Annotated in this window: 16 protein-coding genes; 2 read left to right on the forward strand and 14 right to left on the reverse strand. The window is 58.4% G+C overall.

What is annotated here, in order from left to right; all coding sequences use genetic code 11:
- Positions 1-203: 203 nt before the first annotated feature.
- Positions 204-1,433: a glycerate kinase type-2 family protein gene (locus tag ACZOF8_RS01425; protein ID WP_022487353.1), complete on the reverse strand. Its 1,230-nt coding sequence runs from the start codon at positions 1,431-1,433 to the stop codon at positions 204-206.
- 112 nt (positions 1,434-1,545) lie between these two features.
- Between ACZOF8_RS01425 and ACZOF8_RS01430 the strand changes: the two genes are divergently transcribed.
- Positions 1,546-2,598, forward strand: a complete 1,053-nt coding sequence (locus tag ACZOF8_RS01430) for a mechanosensitive ion channel family protein (RefSeq protein ID WP_022487354.1) — start codon at positions 1,546-1,548, stop codon at positions 2,596-2,598.
- Positions 2,599-2,622: 24 nt separating this feature from the next.
- Here the strand turns inward: ACZOF8_RS01430 and ACZOF8_RS01435 are convergent, their stop codons facing one another.
- The 9 genes from ACZOF8_RS01435 to ACZOF8_RS01475 form a co-directional block, all read right to left on the reverse strand.
- The gene (locus tag ACZOF8_RS01435) at positions 2,623-3,123 is read right to left on the reverse strand and encodes a shikimate kinase (protein WP_154488548.1); all 501 of its coding nucleotides are present in this window, start codon (positions 3,121-3,123) and stop codon (positions 2,623-2,625) included.
- Positions 3,116-3,949: a shikimate dehydrogenase family protein gene (locus ACZOF8_RS01440; RefSeq protein ID WP_154488547.1), complete on the reverse strand. Its 834-nt coding sequence runs from the start codon at positions 3,947-3,949 to the stop codon at positions 3,116-3,118. Before ACZOF8_RS01440 ends, ACZOF8_RS01435 begins: the two co-directional genes overlap by 8 nt.
- Positions 3,950-3,953: 4 nt before the next feature.
- Entirely contained in the window at positions 3,954-4,799 is an 846-nt protein-coding gene (gene pheA, locus ACZOF8_RS01445; protein ID WP_022487357.1) for a prephenate dehydratase, read from the reverse strand.
- Positions 4,800-4,802: 3 nt separating this feature from the next.
- On the reverse strand, positions 4,803-5,891 hold the full coding sequence (gene aroC / locus ACZOF8_RS01450; protein ID WP_441368853.1) for a chorismate synthase: 1,089 nt from the start codon (positions 5,889-5,891) through the stop codon (positions 4,803-4,805).
- Complete coding sequence (aroA, locus tag ACZOF8_RS01455; RefSeq protein ID WP_487426489.1) at positions 5,872-7,164, reverse strand: 3-phosphoshikimate 1-carboxyvinyltransferase; 1,293 nt, start codon at positions 7,162-7,164, stop codon at positions 5,872-5,874. The genes aroC and aroA overlap by 20 nt, the downstream gene beginning before the upstream one ends.
- Positions 7,165-7,168: 4 nt before the next feature.
- Complete coding sequence (aroB, locus tag ACZOF8_RS01460) at positions 7,169-8,233, reverse strand: 3-dehydroquinate synthase (RefSeq protein ID WP_022487360.1); 1,065 nt, start codon at positions 8,231-8,233, stop codon at positions 7,169-7,171.
- Positions 8,214-9,086, reverse strand: a complete 873-nt coding sequence (locus ACZOF8_RS01465; RefSeq protein WP_022487361.1) for a prephenate dehydrogenase — start codon at positions 9,084-9,086, stop codon at positions 8,214-8,216. The genes aroB and ACZOF8_RS01465 overlap by 20 nt, the downstream gene beginning before the upstream one ends.
- Before the next feature lie 21 nt (positions 9,087-9,107).
- Positions 9,108-10,121, reverse strand: a complete 1,014-nt coding sequence (aroF, locus tag ACZOF8_RS01470) for a 3-deoxy-7-phosphoheptulonate synthase (RefSeq protein WP_022487362.1) — start codon at positions 10,119-10,121, stop codon at positions 9,108-9,110.
- A 381-nt stretch (positions 10,122-10,502) separates the two neighbouring features.
- Entirely contained in the window at positions 10,503-11,105 is a 603-nt protein-coding gene (locus tag ACZOF8_RS01475; protein WP_022487364.1) for a hypothetical protein, read from the reverse strand.
- A gap of 250 nt (positions 11,106-11,355) precedes the next feature.
- Here ACZOF8_RS01475 and ACZOF8_RS01480 point away from each other — a divergent pair, with 250 nt between their 5' ends.
- A complete protein-coding gene (locus ACZOF8_RS01480) occupies positions 11,356-12,204 on the forward strand; it encodes an Mrp/NBP35 family ATP-binding protein (RefSeq protein ID WP_154488544.1) in 849 nt (282 codons plus the stop codon).
- A 39-nt stretch (positions 12,205-12,243) separates the two neighbouring features.
- Here ACZOF8_RS01480 and ACZOF8_RS01485 read toward each other — a convergent pair whose 3' ends face one another.
- From ACZOF8_RS01485 to ACZOF8_RS01500, 4 genes are all read right to left on the reverse strand, one after another.
- Positions 12,244-12,549: an FtsB family cell division protein gene (locus ACZOF8_RS01485; protein ID WP_022487366.1), complete on the reverse strand. Its 306-nt coding sequence runs from the start codon at positions 12,547-12,549 to the stop codon at positions 12,244-12,246.
- 95 nt (positions 12,550-12,644) lie between these two features.
- The gene (locus tag ACZOF8_RS01490) at positions 12,645-12,920 is read right to left on the reverse strand and encodes an HU family DNA-binding protein (RefSeq protein ID WP_012938958.1); all 276 of its coding nucleotides are present in this window, start codon (positions 12,918-12,920) and stop codon (positions 12,645-12,647) included.
- A 149-nt stretch (positions 12,921-13,069) separates the two neighbouring features.
- Positions 13,070-13,927, reverse strand: a complete 858-nt coding sequence (gene mazG, locus ACZOF8_RS01495; protein ID WP_022487367.1) for a nucleoside triphosphate pyrophosphohydrolase — start codon at positions 13,925-13,927, stop codon at positions 13,070-13,072.
- Positions 13,924-15,480, reverse strand: coding sequence for a putative polysaccharide biosynthesis protein (locus ACZOF8_RS01500; RefSeq protein WP_022487368.1), 1,557 nt, complete (start codon positions 15,478-15,480; stop codon positions 13,924-13,926). The genes mazG and ACZOF8_RS01500 overlap by 4 nt, the downstream gene beginning before the upstream one ends.
- Positions 15,481-15,509: the final 29 nt, after the last annotated feature.

Here is a 15,509-nt window from a genome sequence, read left to right on the forward strand (position 1 = left end):
CATACTCTTGTTTTGTTATTTTATCAACATTTTTGTTTTATTTTACATAAGTAACCGTTTTTGTTACGTTTTAGGTGTAAAAGAGAGGGTGCTGCAGAGCAGCACCCTCTCTTTTTGTCAATGGTCAATTGTCAATCGTCAATGGCCGAATGATAAAATTTGCAGGCAAATTTTTTTGAAGGCGAAAGATGCCTTTGACAGCTTTACCCGATCAACAGCACACTCAGATCATTTACATTGGTCCCGGTGGCTCCGGTGATCAGGAGACCCTTGGTTTTTTCCAGGGCATGGTAGGCGTCGTTTTTGTCCAGTACATCGGAAATGGCAATGCCTTCTTCCGCCAGCCGGGCTTTGGTGGTTCCGTCTCCGTAGCCTCCGGCGGCGTCGGTGGGGCCGTCGGTGCCGTCGCTGCCAAAGGAGAACACCGCCACATTGTCCAGGCCGGCAATGCCGTCAGCGGCGGCAAGAGCGATTTCCTGGTTCCGTCCTCCCTTGCCCCGGCCGTGGAGATGGACCACCGTTTCTCCCCCGGCCAGCACCGCCAGCTTCTTTCCGCTGGCTGCGTACTGCCGTCCGATAGCCGCCAGGAAGCTGCCTGCCTCCTTGGCCTGGCAGTTCAGGCTGGTGGTCAAAAGCCAGGTCTCATACCCCAGCTTTTCCGCCGCCTTCTGGCCTGCCGCCGCCAGTTCCGTCACACTGCCGGTAATCACCGTTTCCACATTGTCCAGGGTCTTGGGGGTCTCTTCCCCCAGGGCCTTTTCCGCATCTGCCGGCAGCATGATTTTGAACTTCCGGATCACCTCCAGGGCTTCCTCACAGGTGGAGGAATCCGGATAGGCCGGCCCGGAGGCGATCATGTCCAGGGGATCCCCGATGATGTCGCTGAGCACAATGGCATACACCTGGGCCGGAGCGCAGAGCCGGGCGAATTTCCCGCCCTTTACAGAGCTCAGCCGTTTCCGCACCGTGTTCATGGATACGATATCCGCCCCGCTGGCCAACAGGTCCGAGGTAATGTCCTGGAGTTCCTTCAGGGAAATCAGAGGCTTTTCGAAAAGAGCCGAGCCCCCGCCGCTGATCAAAAACAGCACCGTGTCTTCCGCCGTCAGATCCTTGACCAGGTCGATGGCCCGCTGGGTAGCCTTCAGGGAGTTCTCATCCGGCACCGGATGGCCGGCTTCCCAGATTTCCAGAGGGGCCAGTTCCCCCTTGCTGTGGCCGTATTTGGTGATCACGATCCCGCTGGAGATCCGTCCGTCCAGGATCCCCACCGCCGTTTTGGCCATCTGCCAGGCGGCCTTCCCAATGGCCACCACCACGATTTTCCCCCTGCCGAACTCCTTATGTTCCAAAGCTTTTGCTACCGCCGCATCAGGAAGCGAAGCCCTAATGGCCTCCTCCATGATGGTCTCTGCATCTGTACGTAATGTCATGGTGTTTTCCCCCTCAAAATATTGCGAACTGGTTTCATTATAGCATATTCTTGCACCGGCCGCCGGCCCAATGGTACAATGAGGACAAAACAGCTGCAAAAGGAGCTTTTTCATGACCCTGTACAATGATTTCATGGCCTGGGTACCGGCCCTGGTGATCCTGGCCGTTACCATCCTGTTTTACATCGGCTTCCGGATCGTCAGCATCCGGGTGATCCGGTTCATCCTGGACAAACTGCCCTTTGCGGCAGATGAAAACATTTCTGCCGCGGTGTACCGGCCCGGGCGCATGGCCATTGCCGTCTTCGGGGGCTATACGGCCCTTGCCAATTCTCCCTGGGAGAGACTGGCCCAGACGGCCCTTGTATCCAATACGGTTTCTTCCCTGCTGGTGATTGCCTTTTACTGGATCCTGTACAATTTCAGTTCCACCACCAGCGTCCTGTTCGACCACTTTTTCAGCAAATCCGGCAAAAAGCTGGATCCGGCCATCAGCGGACTGTTTTCGTCCTTCTTCCATGCCCTGATCCTGTTTTTTGCTCTGGCCACCGTGCTGAGCACCTGGGGGGTCAACATCAGCGGATTCATTGCCGGGCTGTCCATCGGCGGCCTGGCAGTATCCCTGGCGGCCAAGGACTCCCTGGCCAACATTTTCGCCTGTCTGGTGATCCTCATGGATCAGCCCTTCCACGTGGGAGACTGGATCATCTGCAACAATGTGGAAGGCATCGTGGAATCCATTTCCTTCCGGAGCACCAATGTGCGGACCTTTACCCAGGCTCTGGTGTACATCCCCAATTCTCTCATTATCAGCACCCCCATCCAGAATTTCACCAACCGGCACATGCGCCGGCTGGAAATGACCCTGGGGGTCACCTATGACAGCACCCGGGAGCAGATGGAGGAACTGGTCCGGAAAATCAGGGAATTTCTCCAGGAAGACCCGGACATTGTGGACGAAGGGATTACCGTGGCCTTTTCGGAAATGGGAGCCAGCAGCCTGGACATCAGCATCGTCTGCTACTGCCGGCACACCAGCTACGATAAATTCATGAAGAGCAAAGAACGGATCAACCTGGAACTGATGAAGCTCCTGGAAGAAACCGGCACCAGCGCCGCGTTTCCCAGTACAAGCGTGTATATTGAAAAAGGACCGGCCGCCTGAGCGGCTGGTCCTTTTTGGTCGGCCTTACAGCCCTGCCTTCCTCACCAGTTCGATGATGTACTTCGTTGTCTTGTCGAAGTCTTCGTCTACGGGGATGGTGTAGTCGGCGTATTTCAGGTAGAGGGGCAGCCGTTCTTTGTACAGCTGGGTGAGCCGGTCTTCGGCGGAATTCAGCAGAGGACGGGTCACTTTGTCCACGCTGCCGGCAATGGCCGCCAGGTCCCGGTTCAAAAAGAAGATCTTCCCGTTCTGCTGGAGGTAAGCGATGTTCTCCGGCCGCTTCACCACCCCTCCCCCGCAGGAAATGATAATCCCGTCCAGAGCGGCCAGGGTCTTCACCGCCTCTGTTTCCGCTTGGCGGAACACGTCCTCCCCTTCCTGGAACAGGTCCTTGATGGTGCGTCCGGTCTGTTCCACCACCTTGTCGTCCGCATCCAGCACCGGCCGTCCCAGGGCCTTGCTGAGTTTCCGGCCGATGGTGGTCTTGCCGGCGCCGGGCATGCCGATGAGTACAATATTAGCCATGAAAAGTTGCCTCCAGTTGTTTCATGATGGCAGGGATCAGGGCCGGATCCAGGGTCTTTCCCTGCCAGATTTCTTCCGAAGCCACCGCCTGGGCCACCAGCATGTACAGGCCGTTGCAGGTTTTGGCTCCCGCCTTCCGGCCATCGGCCAGGAACCAGGTTTCTTTCGGGTTGTAGATAATGTCCACGGCAGCGGCGAACCGGCCGGTGAATTCCGCCGGTACCGGACTGGCCTCCACCTTGGGATACATGCCCACCGGGGTGGTATTGATGATCACCTGGCCTCCCTCACTGCCCTCCAGGGCTTCCTCATAGGTCTCCAGCCGGGTGTCCGGCCGCTGGGCCAGGAAATGAGCCAGGGCCTGACCAGCTTTCTCCCTGTCCCGGACCAGGATCCGGATGGAGGCCGCTTTCCGGTCCGCCAGTACCTGGAGGACCGCCTTGGCGGCCCCTCCGTTCCCCAGCACCGTCACATCCCGGCCTTCCAGCCCGATGCCGGCGGCCTGTAACATCCGGTCAAAGCCCAGGTAATCGGTATTGTACCCTTTCACCCCGTCCGGAGTAAAGGACAGGGTGTTCACCGCCCCGATTTTTTCCGCTTCCGGGGCAATGGCGGTCAGATAAGGGATTACCGTTTCTTTGTAGGGAATAGTCACATTGCTGCCCCGGAGCCCCTCCGGGTTCTCCCGGACAAAGCAGGGGACTTCTTCCGGTTCCTGTTCCAGCAGCCCATAGGTATCCCCGGTCCCCAGGGCCCGGAAAATAGCCTGATGGATCTGGGGAGACAGACTGTGCCCCAGCACCCGTCCCAAAAGTCCGAATTTCATCCTTTTACTGCTCCTTTCCGTGGTCTGCAGGATAGTTCCCCAAAATCTTGCATTCCGTGGTGTCTTCCGGCAGATCAGCCAGGGCCTGACGGACCGCCGGGTCCGTCAGGTGACCGGTAATGTCCATATGGAAATAATATTCCCAGGGCCTTCCCGGTATAGGCCGGGATTCGATGTTGGTCATGTTGATCTGGTACCGGGCAAAATGGGAGAGCACCCGGTACAACGACCCGGGCTGATGCTTCAGGCTCACGATCAGGGTGATCTTGTCCGCTTCCGGCACCAGCTCCCGCTCCCGGCTGATCACAATGAACCGGGTGTAGTTGCTCTGGTTGGTGTTGATGCCCCGGGCCAGGATGGCAAGGCCGTACTGTTCCGCCGCCTGGGCCCCGGCCACCGCCGCCATGTACCCGGTCTTTTTTTCTGCCACCAGTTCCGCCGCCTTGGCGGTGTTGAAATAGTTGAACTGGCGCATGGCCGGATGCTCCTTGAAAAAGGTCCGGCACTGGGAAAATCCCTGGGGATGGGAATACACTTCCCGGATGTCTTCCAGTTTCGCTCCCGGCCAGGCCAGAAGGCAGTGCTCCACCTTCACGATCTTTTCCCCTACAATAAAGGCGCCGTACCGGCGGACCAGGTCGTACACCTCGGTGATCCCTCCGGTGGAAGAATTTTCAATGGGCAGGACCCCATAGCGGATCTCCCCCTTCATCACGGCGTTGATTACATCTTCAAACAGCATATAGTTCCGTGCTTCCACCGGCCGTCCGGCGAAATACTGCCGGAGGGCCAGGTGGCTGTAGGCCCCAGGGACGCCCTGATAGCCCACAGGAATGGTTTGTTCTCCCATGCTCTACCTCCGCTGTGCCACAAGCTGCAGATCCAGCAGGGTCCAGGCGGTCACCGCCTCGATCACCGGCACCGCCCGGGGCAGGATGCAGGGATCGTGGCGCCCGGTAACTTCCAGGGTGGTGTCTTCCCCGGTAACCACATTCACCGTATGCTGGGTCTTTCCGATGGAAGGGGTGGGTTTGATCACCACCGTAAACAAAAGGGGCATGCCGTTGGTGATGCCTCCGGTGACTCCCCCGTTGTGGTTGGTGGTGCACACCACTTTCCCGTCCCGGTATGCCATGGGATCATTGGCCTCACTGCCCCGCATGGTCCCCAGGGCGAATCCATCCCCAAAGGCAATGCCCTTCACCGCCGGTACGGAAAAGAGGGCATGGCTCAGCCGGCTTTCCACGGAATCGAAATAGGGTTCTCCCAGGCCGACAGGCAGGCCCACTGCCATGCATTCAATGGTGCCCCCTACGGAATCCCTGTCCTTCTGGGCAGCAGTGACCTGGGCGGCCATGGGCTCCCGTACCGCCGGATCCAGCACCGGCAGGATCTCTCCGGAAAGGGCCCGGAAGGTTTCCGGATCTTCTCCCAGAGGATTGAACCTTCTGTCCCGGATCCCGGCCAGAGACGCCACATGGGCCCCGATAAATATGCCCTCTTTGGCCAGCAGCTGCTTGGCCACTGCCCCGGCAAACACCAGAGGCGCCGTCAGCCGTCCGGAAAAGCTGCCCCCGCCCCGGTAGTCGTTGCAACCGTGGAATTTCACATATCCTGCATAATCCCCATGGCCCGGCCGCATGATTTCCTTCATTTTGCTGTAATCTTTGGAATGGGTGTTGCTGTTGGGAATCCGGGCGCACAGGGCCATGCCGGTGGTCTTCCCGTTGAAGAACCCGCTTTCAATGATAAAGCTGTCACTTTCCTTCCGGGGGGTGGCCAGTTTGCTGGTTCCCGGTGCCCGGCGTTTCATTTCCTTTTCAATGGCTTCCAGATCCAGTTCGATCCCGGCCGGCAGCCCGTCCATCACCACGCCGATGGAGGGTCCGTGGGATTCCCCGAAAATGGTCAGCCGGATCTGTTCACCCATTACACTGCTCATACTGTCCTCCTGCTGCTGCAAAGTCCTGCCAGAATTCCGGATAGGATTTGGCCACACATTCCGTCCCCACCAGAGTGAGAGGTTCCCGGCACAGGATGCTGGCCACCGCCAGGCTCATGGCGATCCGGTGGTCGTTCCAGCAGTCCACGGTGCCTCCCGTAAGTTCCACCACCCCGTCGATGGAAAGGCCGTCCGGCCGTTCCGTAATTTTTGCGCCCAGTTTGTTCAGTTCCGTGGCCATTGCCTTCAGCCGGTCACATTCCTTCAGCCGCAGCCGTTCCGCATGGATGATCTCCGTATGGCCTTCGCTGAGAGCGGCGGCCACGGTCAGCACCGGGATGATGTCCGGGCAGTCGGCGGCATCGATGGTGGTCCCCACCGGGTCCGCCGGCCGGCTGATCAGTTTGTCTCCTTCAAAGACCACCTGGCCGCCCATTTTCTGGAGAATGGGGATGATGGCCTTGTCTCCCTGGAGAGACTCCGGATCCATCCCCAATAGGGTCATGGTCCGGCCCAGCATCCCGGCCGTAAGCCAGAAGGCGGCCTGGGAATAATCCCCTTCCACTGCCCCTTCCCGGGGCCGGTACTGCTGGTTCCCGGGGATCCGGTACTGCCGGTAGTCCTGGTGTTCAATGCTGATGCCGTACTGCTTCAGGGCGGAAAGGGTCAGGGCAATGTAGCTCTGGCTTTCCAGCTTCCCGGTGATTTCCAGGGTGGAATCCCCCGGCAGGAGCGGCAGAGCAAAAAGCAGGCCGCTGATGAACTGGCTGCTCACATCTCCGGGCAGGGAAAAATGGCCGGGACGGAGCGGCCCCTGGACCGTCAGAGGAAAATTGTCCTCAGCGCTTCCCTTTTGGAACACCAGCCCCTGCTGGCGGAAAATGGCTTCGTAGGGTTCCAGGGGACGGCTGCCCAGCTTCCCGGCCCCCACAAAGGTAAAAGGTTCCTGGCACAGGGCAGCCAGCGGGATCAGGAACCGGAGGGTAGACCCGGATTCCCCGCAGTCCAGCACCGTCCCTGTCTGATGGGGCCGGCAGCCTTCCACGGTAAAGTGGGCCCGTCCTCCTGTTTCTTCCTGGGAAGTGATTTTTGCCCCCAGCTGCCGGAGACAGGCACAGGTGGCCAGGATATCCTGGCTGAGGCTGACCCCTTTCACCTGGCTGGTGCCTCCTGCCAGGGCCGCACAGATCAGGGCCCGGTGCCCCATGCTTTTGGAAGAAGGCACCCGGAGCGTCCCTGAAAGAGAACCAGGTTCGATACGCAGTGTGGTCATGGTCTCATCCTTTCACATAGGGTCTCAGATCGGCAAAGTCCACCTTTTTCAGCAGGCTCTTTCCGATTTCCGGAACGATCACCAGAGTCATCTGGTTCCCCCGTTTTTTCTTGTCCATGGTGATCCCTTCCAGGATATGCTGATCGCTGATGGGATCTTCCGTGGGAATGTTGTATTTTTCCAGGAGATGACGGATCCGGTCTGCGGTACCGGGCTGGGTGATCCCCATTTTTTCCGTGTTCCGGGTGAGCCGGACCATGCCGATGGCCACCCCTTCCCCATGGGTGTATTTTTCATAATGATAATACCGCTCCACCGCATGGCCGATGGTATGGCCGAAGTTCAACACCATCCGGGCGCCCACGTCCCGCACGTCCTCTTCCACCACCTTCACCTTGATCCGGCAGCAGGCGGCGCTGATTTCTTCCGCATGGGCCAGGATGTCCTCATCCCCGGAGAAATTTTCCAGGGCCGCAAACAGCTCCGGATCCCCGAAGGCGGCACATTTGATTACTTCTGCCAGGCCATCGTGGAGATACCGCCGGTCCAGGCTCCGGAGCAGTTCCGGATCCATCAGCACCCCTTTGGGCTGGTAAAAGGCCCCTACCAGGTTCTTTCCTTCCGGCAGGTCCACCGCCACCTTGCCTCCCACGCTGCTGTCGATCTGGGCCAGAAGGGTGGTGGGCACCTGGATGAAGTCCACCCCCCGGAGGAAGCTGGCGGCGGCAAAGCCCCCCAGGTCTCCCGGCACGCCGCCCCCCAGAGTGATTACCAAATCGCTGCGGGTCATGCCGAAATCCGCACAGGCCCGGACCATGTTCCCGTAGGTGTCCAGGTTCTTGTGGTCTTCTCCCGGTTCCATCACCACCCGGCGCACCTGGAACCCCTGGGCCAGGAGCTGCTGCTCCAGGTCCGCTCCATACAGGCTGTCCACCGTCCGGTCCGTGATCACCGCCGCCTTGTTTCCCCGGGCCAGTTCCCGGATCTTTTTCCCGAATCCGGTCCAGGAATGAGGTGCGATTTCGATGGTATAGGAGTCTTTCCCCAAATCAACGAAGATTTTTTCCATAAAACATGTCCCTTCTTTTCTTTTTGGCCTGATCCATCATCTGCTCCAGTTCTTCCCGGTCATCCTGCTGGAGGGCGCTTTTCCAGTGTTCCAGCTGCATTTCCAGCTTGTTGATCTCCCGGAGCACCGGTTCCTTGTTCAACAGGAACAGGTCGCTCCACAGCTTGGCGTTGATATCCGCCACCCGGGTGGCATCCCGGAAAGACCCGGCCACAAAGTACTTGGTGTTTTCCTGCATGGAATCGCTGTTGATCAGGGAAACCGCCATCACATGGGGCAGATCGCTGGTGTAGGCGATGATGCTGTCATGTTCCTCCACCGACAGTTCCACCACCCGGGCACAGCCCAGTTCATAGGCCATGTTCCGGAGCCATTCCCGGTGTTCCGGCCGGTTGTTGTCCCGGTGGATCAGGATGAAATTGGCTCCCTGGAAGATCTGGGAGGTGCTTTGGCTGTATCCCTTGCCTTCCCGGCCTGCCATGGGATGGGTGGGGACGAAATCCATCTCCGGTCCCAAAAGAGCATCCACCTGGTCCGGGATACTGCCTTTGATCCCCATCACATCGGTCAGGAGTACATTTTTTTTGAAATACCGGACATGGTCCTTCACAAAGGGTACAAAGGCGCCGGGGTACATGCAGCAGATGATCACATCCGCCTCCCGGAGGAGCTCCGGATCCTCATCGGCCAGTTCCGTTACATACCCTTCGTCCAGGGCCATCAGAGAAACGATGTGGTTCCGGTCCATGCCGATGATCCGCTTCACCTTCTGGCTTTTCAGTGCCTTGGCGTAGGAGCCTCCGATGAGCCCCAGCCCTACAATGGCAACAACAGTATCCTGCAGTTTCTTCATGATGTCTTTCCCGCTTCCGTCTTACAGATCCCGGCCCACCGCAGGAGCCAGTACCTTCAGGTCCTTCATCAGCTGGTCGAATTCCGGCAGGGACAGGCTCTGGGCCCCGTCACACCAGGCGTGCTGGGGATCGTTGTGGGTCTCGATGATCAGCCCGTCAGCCCCGGCGGCAATGGCAGCCTTGCTCATGGTGGGCACCATCCAGGCCTTCCCGGTGGCATGGCTGGGGTCCACGATCACCGGCAGATGGCTCAGCCGCTTCACCGCCTGGACGGCGGACAGGTCCAGGGTATTCCGGGTATAGGTTTCAAAGGTCCGGATCCCCCGTTCGCAGAGGATCACATTTTCGTTCCCTTCGGACATAATGTATTCTGCACTCATGAGCCATTCCTCGATGGTGGCGGACAGACCCCGCTTCAGCAGAATGGGCTTATTGATTTTCCCCAGTTCCTTCAGCAGGGTGAAGTTCTGCATGTTCCGGGCCCCTACCTGGATCAGATCCACTTTTTCCACAAATTCATCGATTTTGTCCGCGGACATGATTTCCGTTACAATGGGCAGATGGTTGGCGGTGCCGGCCTGACGGATCATATCCAGGCCCTTGTCCCCCAGCCCCTGGAAGGAGTAGGGAGATGTACGGGGTTTGAAGGCCCCGCCCCGGAGCATGGCCGCCCCGCTCTTTTTCACGGCGGCGGCAATGGTATCCATCTGTTCCTGGCCTTCCACAGAGCAGGGACCGGCGATCACCGCCAGCTTTTTGCCCCCCACTTTCACGCCGCTTACATCGATGATGGAATCATCCGGGTGGAACATCCGGTTGGCCCGTTTGAAAGGTTCCTGTACCCGCATGGCCTTATCCACCCAGGGATTCACCATGAAATCTTCCGGATCCAGGATACTGGTATCCCCTACGATCCCCAGGACTTCCTGGTTTTCCCCGATGCTGTCATGGATGGTGAAGCCTCTTTGTTCCAGGCTCTTTTTCAGTTTTTCAGACGCTTCTTTGGGTGCACCCTTCTTCATTACAATAATCATGTTGTTTTCCTCCTGTCCTGCTTTCCTACTATCCTACTTTTTTTCTGACGGGGGCCTCTCCACAAAAAAAGCAGACTCGCAAGGAGTCTGCTTCAGGGTTTCACTTCACGGAAACCGCCGGAAGGCCGGAGCCTCAGTCTCTCTTCACGATGGGCAAACTGTTCAGTTCATGGCAGCCAAAATAACCAAAGCCAAAATAATAGCTCTGGGTAAAGGTAAAGCCATATGCAGTTTCCCATTTCAGAGAAGAAAGAGTCATCTGTCAACCCGCCTTTAACCATTGGAATGAATCTATAATACTCCCGTTTACAAAATCCGTCAATAGAGAATTAATTGGAGCCAGATTGAAACGGGAATGTGTAATGGGTGTTACAAGAGCTGTTACCTCTCCAACGCCACATCCAGATCTTCCAGGGCATGGCCGGTGGCGTCGGAGAAACGGACCCGGAGATTGCCGAACCGGGGCAGGTTCTTTTCCGGGATGGTCACCACATGTTCTTCCGCCAGGGCTTCACTGCCGTCATCCTGGGTACCGGTGGGATCCTGGATGGCCACAGTCACATTCAGCAGCCGGCCGAACAGTTCCGCCTTGGTAATGGCCAGCTTCCCGTTCTGGCCGTTGGTGTTCATAGCCGCATAGAGCACCAGCTGGTTGGCATAGGAGGGGCCGGAATACCGGCGCCGGGCCTGGAGGACCTTTTCCTGCTGGGTGGTCAGCTTTTTCACGCTGGCCAGTTCCGGAGCGTCCGCTCCCCCCTTGGGAGGGATGAAGGCGGTGCACACCAGGCCCGGTACGGTCTTTTCACTGTCATGTTCCCAGTCCGTGTGGGCATCCGCCGCCTGGAACAGCACCCGGCCGTCCTTCACCACCCGTTCCGATACAAAAAGTTCTCCATCCGCCAGTTTGGGCCGTTCCGCAGCATAAGCCGGAGCCGCACAAAGGGCTGCCAAAAGGGCCACCGCCATGGTTTTTTTCCACATCATAGGTTTTCACTCCTTATGGGTGCCAGGCACCCGGATTTTTCTCTTCCCTATTATACACTGTTTTTGACCGAAGAGTCAGGGGGAATTCAGGGAGCAGGTGGGGAAATCCGTAGGGGCCGCACAACCGGCGGCCCGCCAGGTCCTTCCCTCTTCCCTCTTCACTGATTCTAATGTAACCCGATTGCATTCAGTTGGATTTTTATCTATAATAGGGACAGGTTGACAATCGATTATGAGGGAGGTTTTTTCAATGAGCGAATGTGATCACTGCGATCATTCCCACTGCTCCGGCTGCGAATCCAATCCGAAGCAGAATCCCCAGGATGCGGCCATTGCCGATTTCCTGGCCCATGTAAAACATAAAATCGTCGTCATGAGCGGCAAAGGCGGCGTGGGCAAAAGCACGGTTTCCGTAGATTTGGCCCTGATTCTCAGCCAGCGGGGCTACCATGTGGGCCTGATGGACGTGGATCTCCACGGCCCCAGCGTGGCCGGCATGCTGGGCTTCATGGACAAGCACGTCCAGGTGGAAGGAGAAAAGCTGATTCCCTTCCGGTACAGCGACCATCTGGAATTTTTGTCCGCCCAGGGCTTCCTGGCCCAGCAGGACGATGCCCTGATCTGGCGGGGTCCCCTGAAGGTGGGGGCCATCCGGCAGTTCATGAGCGACACCAAATGGGATCCTTTGGACTACCTGATCATCGACTGCCCTCCGGGCACCGGGGATGAACCCCTGACCGTGGTCCAGACCATCAAGGATGCGGAAGCCATCATCGTCACCACCCCCCAGAAAGTGGCCCTGGCCGATGTGCGGAAATCCCTTAGCTTCTGCCAGCTGGGCCATATCCCTGTCCGGGGCATCATCGAAAACATGAGCGGATTCGTCTGTCCCCACTGCGGACAGGAAGTGGACATTTTCAAAGCTGGCGGCGGCAAGGCCCTGGCGGAAGAAAAAGGCCTGCCCTTCCTGGGCCGGATCCCCATCGATCCCCAGGTGGTGGCCGCCGAAGACGAAGGCAATCCCCTGGAAAACATCAGTGAAGCCAGCCGAAAGGCGCTGGATGCCATTGTGGATAAAGTGGTGGAACAGGATAAGTAAGAAAAAGGGAGCTGTTGCATGTGCAACAGCTCCCTTTTTTCACTTCTTCACCATAAACAGCGGGATCTCATTCTTCCCTACCATATTATGCTCGTCCCGCGCCACTTTTTCTATGTATTTGATATCGCCCAGGTTCTCTTTTTCCTGTGCCAGGGCGTCGTTTTCCGCTTTCAGCTGCTGGACTTTGTTTTCTGTCCGTATCCTTTCCTGACGGAGCTGGTAGATCCAGTATCCCCGCTGGAGAGCTGTACCCAGCAGCGCCACCGGAGGCAGGACGACCAGCAGGATAAGCAGGGTACGTCCGATAACCGCCCAGTCCAAACGCTTTTTCTTTTTAAGGCCCATTTTCTTGCCTTTCCACCTCTGGAAGGAAATTCTCTCCTGCAGAGGATAAAAAAAGCAACCTGACACCGGGAGCATCAGGTTGCTGGATCTGCCAATTATTTGTTTACGGCATCCTTAAAAGCCTTCCCGGCTTTGAAAGCAGGAACGTTGGCTTCTGCAATTTCAATGGTTTCGCCAGTGCGAGGATTCTTGCCGCTGCGGGCATTCCGAACGCGAGCTTCAAAAGTACCAAAGCCGATCAGCTGTACTTTATCTTTGTTGGCAACAGCTTCTTTAACAGTATCGATGAAAGCGTTCACAGCCTTTTCAGCATCTTTTTTGGGCAGTGCGGTTTTGGACGCAACTTCAGCAATCAATTCACTTTTGTTCATGAGATAAATCCTCCTAAATAGGTATTGCGCCTGCATGGCTGGCGCCTGACTATGGTCATATTAGCACAATCATAGGAAAAATGCACGTGTTTTTTGGGAAAATCTTGAAAACAAGGGGCCAGAGCAGGGGCCGCAGCCCCGGTCGCGGGTCACGACTCGCGACCTGTGCCCCCATGTTGGTCAGCTGACCGCTGACCGTCCCCTACTGCTCTCTTTGCCTCCTGCCACCGGTGTTCCAGTTCTTCCAGAGTCAGGTCTTTCCATTCTTTTCCTTCCTGCTTCACCTGGGCTTCCAGCTGCTCAAAACGGCGCTGGAATTTGTTGTTGGCCCGGTTCAAAGTGGTTTCCGGTTCCAGGTCCAGTTTCCGGGCATAGACGGCCAGGGCAAAGAGCAGGTCCCCCAGTTCCTCTTCCGTCCGGTCCCTGTCCCGGCTCGCTGCAGCCTCCTGGAGCTCGTCTTTCTCTTCTTCCACCTTCTGCCATGCAGCCGGGGCATCGGGCCAGTCAAACCCGGTTTTGGCGGCTTTGGCGCTGAGTTTGTAGGCCCGCATCAGGGCTGGCAGCCCCTTGGCGATGCCATCCAGGGCATGGGTCCGTTCAGTCTTTTCCTGAGCCTTCAGGGTCTCCCAGTTGGCCATCACTTCCCCGGCCCCTGTGACCTTGGTATCGCCGAAAACATGGGGATGCCGGTGGACCAGCTTCTTCACCACATCGTCGATTACATCCTGCATGGCAAAGAGCCCCTCTTCTTCCGCCAGCCGGGCGTGGAACACCACCTGGAGGAGCACATCCCCCATTTCTTCCCGCATGCCGGCTACATTGCCGTCGTCGATGGCTTCCAGCATCTCATAGACTTCTTCCACCAGTTCCCGGCGCATGGAAGTATGGGTCTGGACCCGGTCCCAGGGACAGCCTCCCGGCTCCCGGAGTACCCGGACCAGTTCCATGAGAGGCCGCAGATCCAGGACCCCCGGCTGGTGGATCCCTTTTTCGTGGAGTGTTTTCATCGTTTTTCCTCTTTCTTTCTTTTCAGTTCCCGGAGTTTCAGTTCTCCTGTGGCCAAAAGGCACAGGCCATAGACCAGTGCCCCCGCAAGGATCTCCAGGGCCAGCCGGACCACATTTCCCAGGGGAAGCCGGGCCAGGACGGGCCCCATGACCCACAGGGCGGCTCCCATCAGGGCGGCGGAAACGCCGATCCGGAGGCAGTTCTTTCCGGGCAGGGTGAGCCCGTCACTGTGGTGCATCCACAGCAGGTTCCCCAGACCGGCCACAGCCAGGTTGGCATCGGTGGCCCAGGCGGCCCCCTGGATGTTCCACACCGGATTGGCGGTGAGGGTCCACAGGAGCCCCACTTTTACAAAAAGACTCAGGAACATGTTCACCATGGGGACCCGGGTATGGCCCAGGCCCTGGAGGATGGCGGTGGACACCTGGTGGAGCCCCAGGAACAGGATGGCCGGGGCCAGGGCCGTAATGGCCCGCCCGGCATGGATAGTGCCGTAGAGCACCTGAGAAATGGGGGTCCCCAACAGGTACACCCCTACCGCCGCCGGCACATTCAGCAGCAGGAAGAACCGGAAGGCCCGGCGGGTCTTGCTCACCATCAGGGGCCGGTCCCCCAGTGCCTTGGCTTCCGCCACCGCAGGCACCACCGAAGCCGCCAGGGAGTTGGTGGGAATGGTGCCCATGTTTACCAGGGGCATGGCCATGCCGGACAGATAGCCCAGGGCCCGGGTGGAATCCGCCACCGTAAAGCCCGCCGCCAGCAGCCGGTCCGGCACCAGGATCATTTCGATGCCGCTGACCACCGGCACCATCAGATTGGCGCAGGTCACCGGCAGGGCCAGGGACACCAGCTGCCAGGCGGTCCGGGTCAGGGAGGGTCTTTCTTCTGACAGGGCCGGCACCGGTTCCTGCTGCCACCGTTTCTGCTGCCGGTGGACGAAGTACAACAGAGCCCCCAGGCTCACCACCGCTCCCGGCACGGCCCCAAAAGCCGCTCCGGCAGCTCCCCAGGGAAGACCCCAGGGAAGCAGGGCCCAGGCCAGGAGCACCATGGTCACCACCCGGGTGAACTGTTCCAGGATCTGGGACACCGCTGTGGGAGTCATTTCCTGGAACCCCTGGAAGTAGCCCCGGAAGCAGGCCACGGGAATGGACAGGCCAATGGCGGGCACCAGGGCCAGCATGGCGTACCGGGCCCGTCCATCCTTGACGATGCCCCCGTCCATGAGCCAGGGGATCAGGGCCCAGGCCAGAGCGGCAAAAAACACTCCGGCCAGGGCCATGAGCCCGGCGGAAATCCCCAGGATCCGCCGGGCCCCCTGCCGGTCTCCGGCGGCTGCCCGGCGGGAAATCAGGATGGACATGGCTGCAGGGATCCCTGCAGAAGACAGGGCCACCAGCAGCAGATACAGGGGATAGGCGATCTGGTACAGGCCGATGCCTTCACCTCCCAGCAGCCGGGACAGCAGGATCCGGTTCACCGAACCCAGGATTTTCACCATAAGCCCTGCCGCCGTCAGGATCAGGGTCCCTTTCATAAACCGGTCCGCCATCACGGCCTCCTTTCTTCACTCTTCACTCT

This window comes from Acidaminococcus sp., from assembly GCF_057597765.1.

Excerpts from the sequence above, each read along its gene's own strand:
- ACZOF8_RS01425 (WP_022487353.1), bottom strand. The coding sequence starts at position 1,433 with ATGACATTACGTACAGATGCAGAGACCATCATGGAGGAGGCCATTAGG.
- ACZOF8_RS01430 (WP_022487354.1), top strand. The coding sequence starts at position 1,546 with ATGACCCTGTACAATGATTTCATGGCCTGGGTACCGGCCCTGGTGATC.
- ACZOF8_RS01435 (WP_154488548.1), bottom strand. The coding sequence starts at position 3,123 with ATGGCTAATATTGTACTCATCGGCATGCCCGGCGCCGGCAAGACCACC.
- ACZOF8_RS01440 (WP_154488547.1), bottom strand. The coding sequence starts at position 3,949 with ATGAAATTCGGACTTTTGGGACGGGTGCTGGGGCACAGTCTGTCTCCC.
- pheA (WP_022487357.1), bottom strand. The coding sequence starts at position 4,799 with ATGGGAGAACAAACCATTCCTGTGGGCTATCAGGGCGTCCCTGGGGCC.
- aroC (WP_441368853.1), bottom strand. The coding sequence starts at position 5,891 with ATGAGCAGTGTAATGGGTGAACAGATCCGGCTGACCATTTTCGGGGAA.
- aroA (WP_487426489.1), bottom strand. The coding sequence starts at position 7,164 with ATGACCACACTGCGTATCGAACCTGGTTCTCTTTCAGGGACGCTCCGG.
- aroB (WP_022487360.1), bottom strand. The coding sequence starts at position 8,233 with ATGGAAAAAATCTTCGTTGATTTGGGGAAAGACTCCTATACCATCGAA.
- ACZOF8_RS01465 (WP_022487361.1), bottom strand. The coding sequence starts at position 9,086 with ATGAAGAAACTGCAGGATACTGTTGTTGCCATTGTAGGGCTGGGGCTC.
- aroF (WP_022487362.1), bottom strand. The coding sequence starts at position 10,121 with ATGATTATTGTAATGAAGAAGGGTGCACCCAAAGAAGCGTCTGAAAAA.
- ACZOF8_RS01475 (WP_022487364.1), bottom strand. The coding sequence starts at position 11,105 with ATGATGTGGAAAAAAACCATGGCGGTGGCCCTTTTGGCAGCCCTTTGT.
- ACZOF8_RS01480 (WP_154488544.1), top strand. The coding sequence starts at position 11,356 with ATGAGCGAATGTGATCACTGCGATCATTCCCACTGCTCCGGCTGCGAA.
- ACZOF8_RS01485 (WP_022487366.1), bottom strand. The coding sequence starts at position 12,549 with ATGGGCCTTAAAAAGAAAAAGCGTTTGGACTGGGCGGTTATCGGACGT.
- ACZOF8_RS01490 (WP_012938958.1), bottom strand. The coding sequence starts at position 12,920 with ATGAACAAAAGTGAATTGATTGCTGAAGTTGCGTCCAAAACCGCACTG.
- mazG (WP_022487367.1), bottom strand. The coding sequence starts at position 13,927 with ATGAAAACACTCCACGAAAAAGGGATCCACCAGCCGGGGGTCCTGGAT.
- ACZOF8_RS01500 (WP_022487368.1), bottom strand. The coding sequence starts at position 15,480 with ATGGCGGACCGGTTTATGAAAGGGACCCTGATCCTGACGGCGGCAGGG.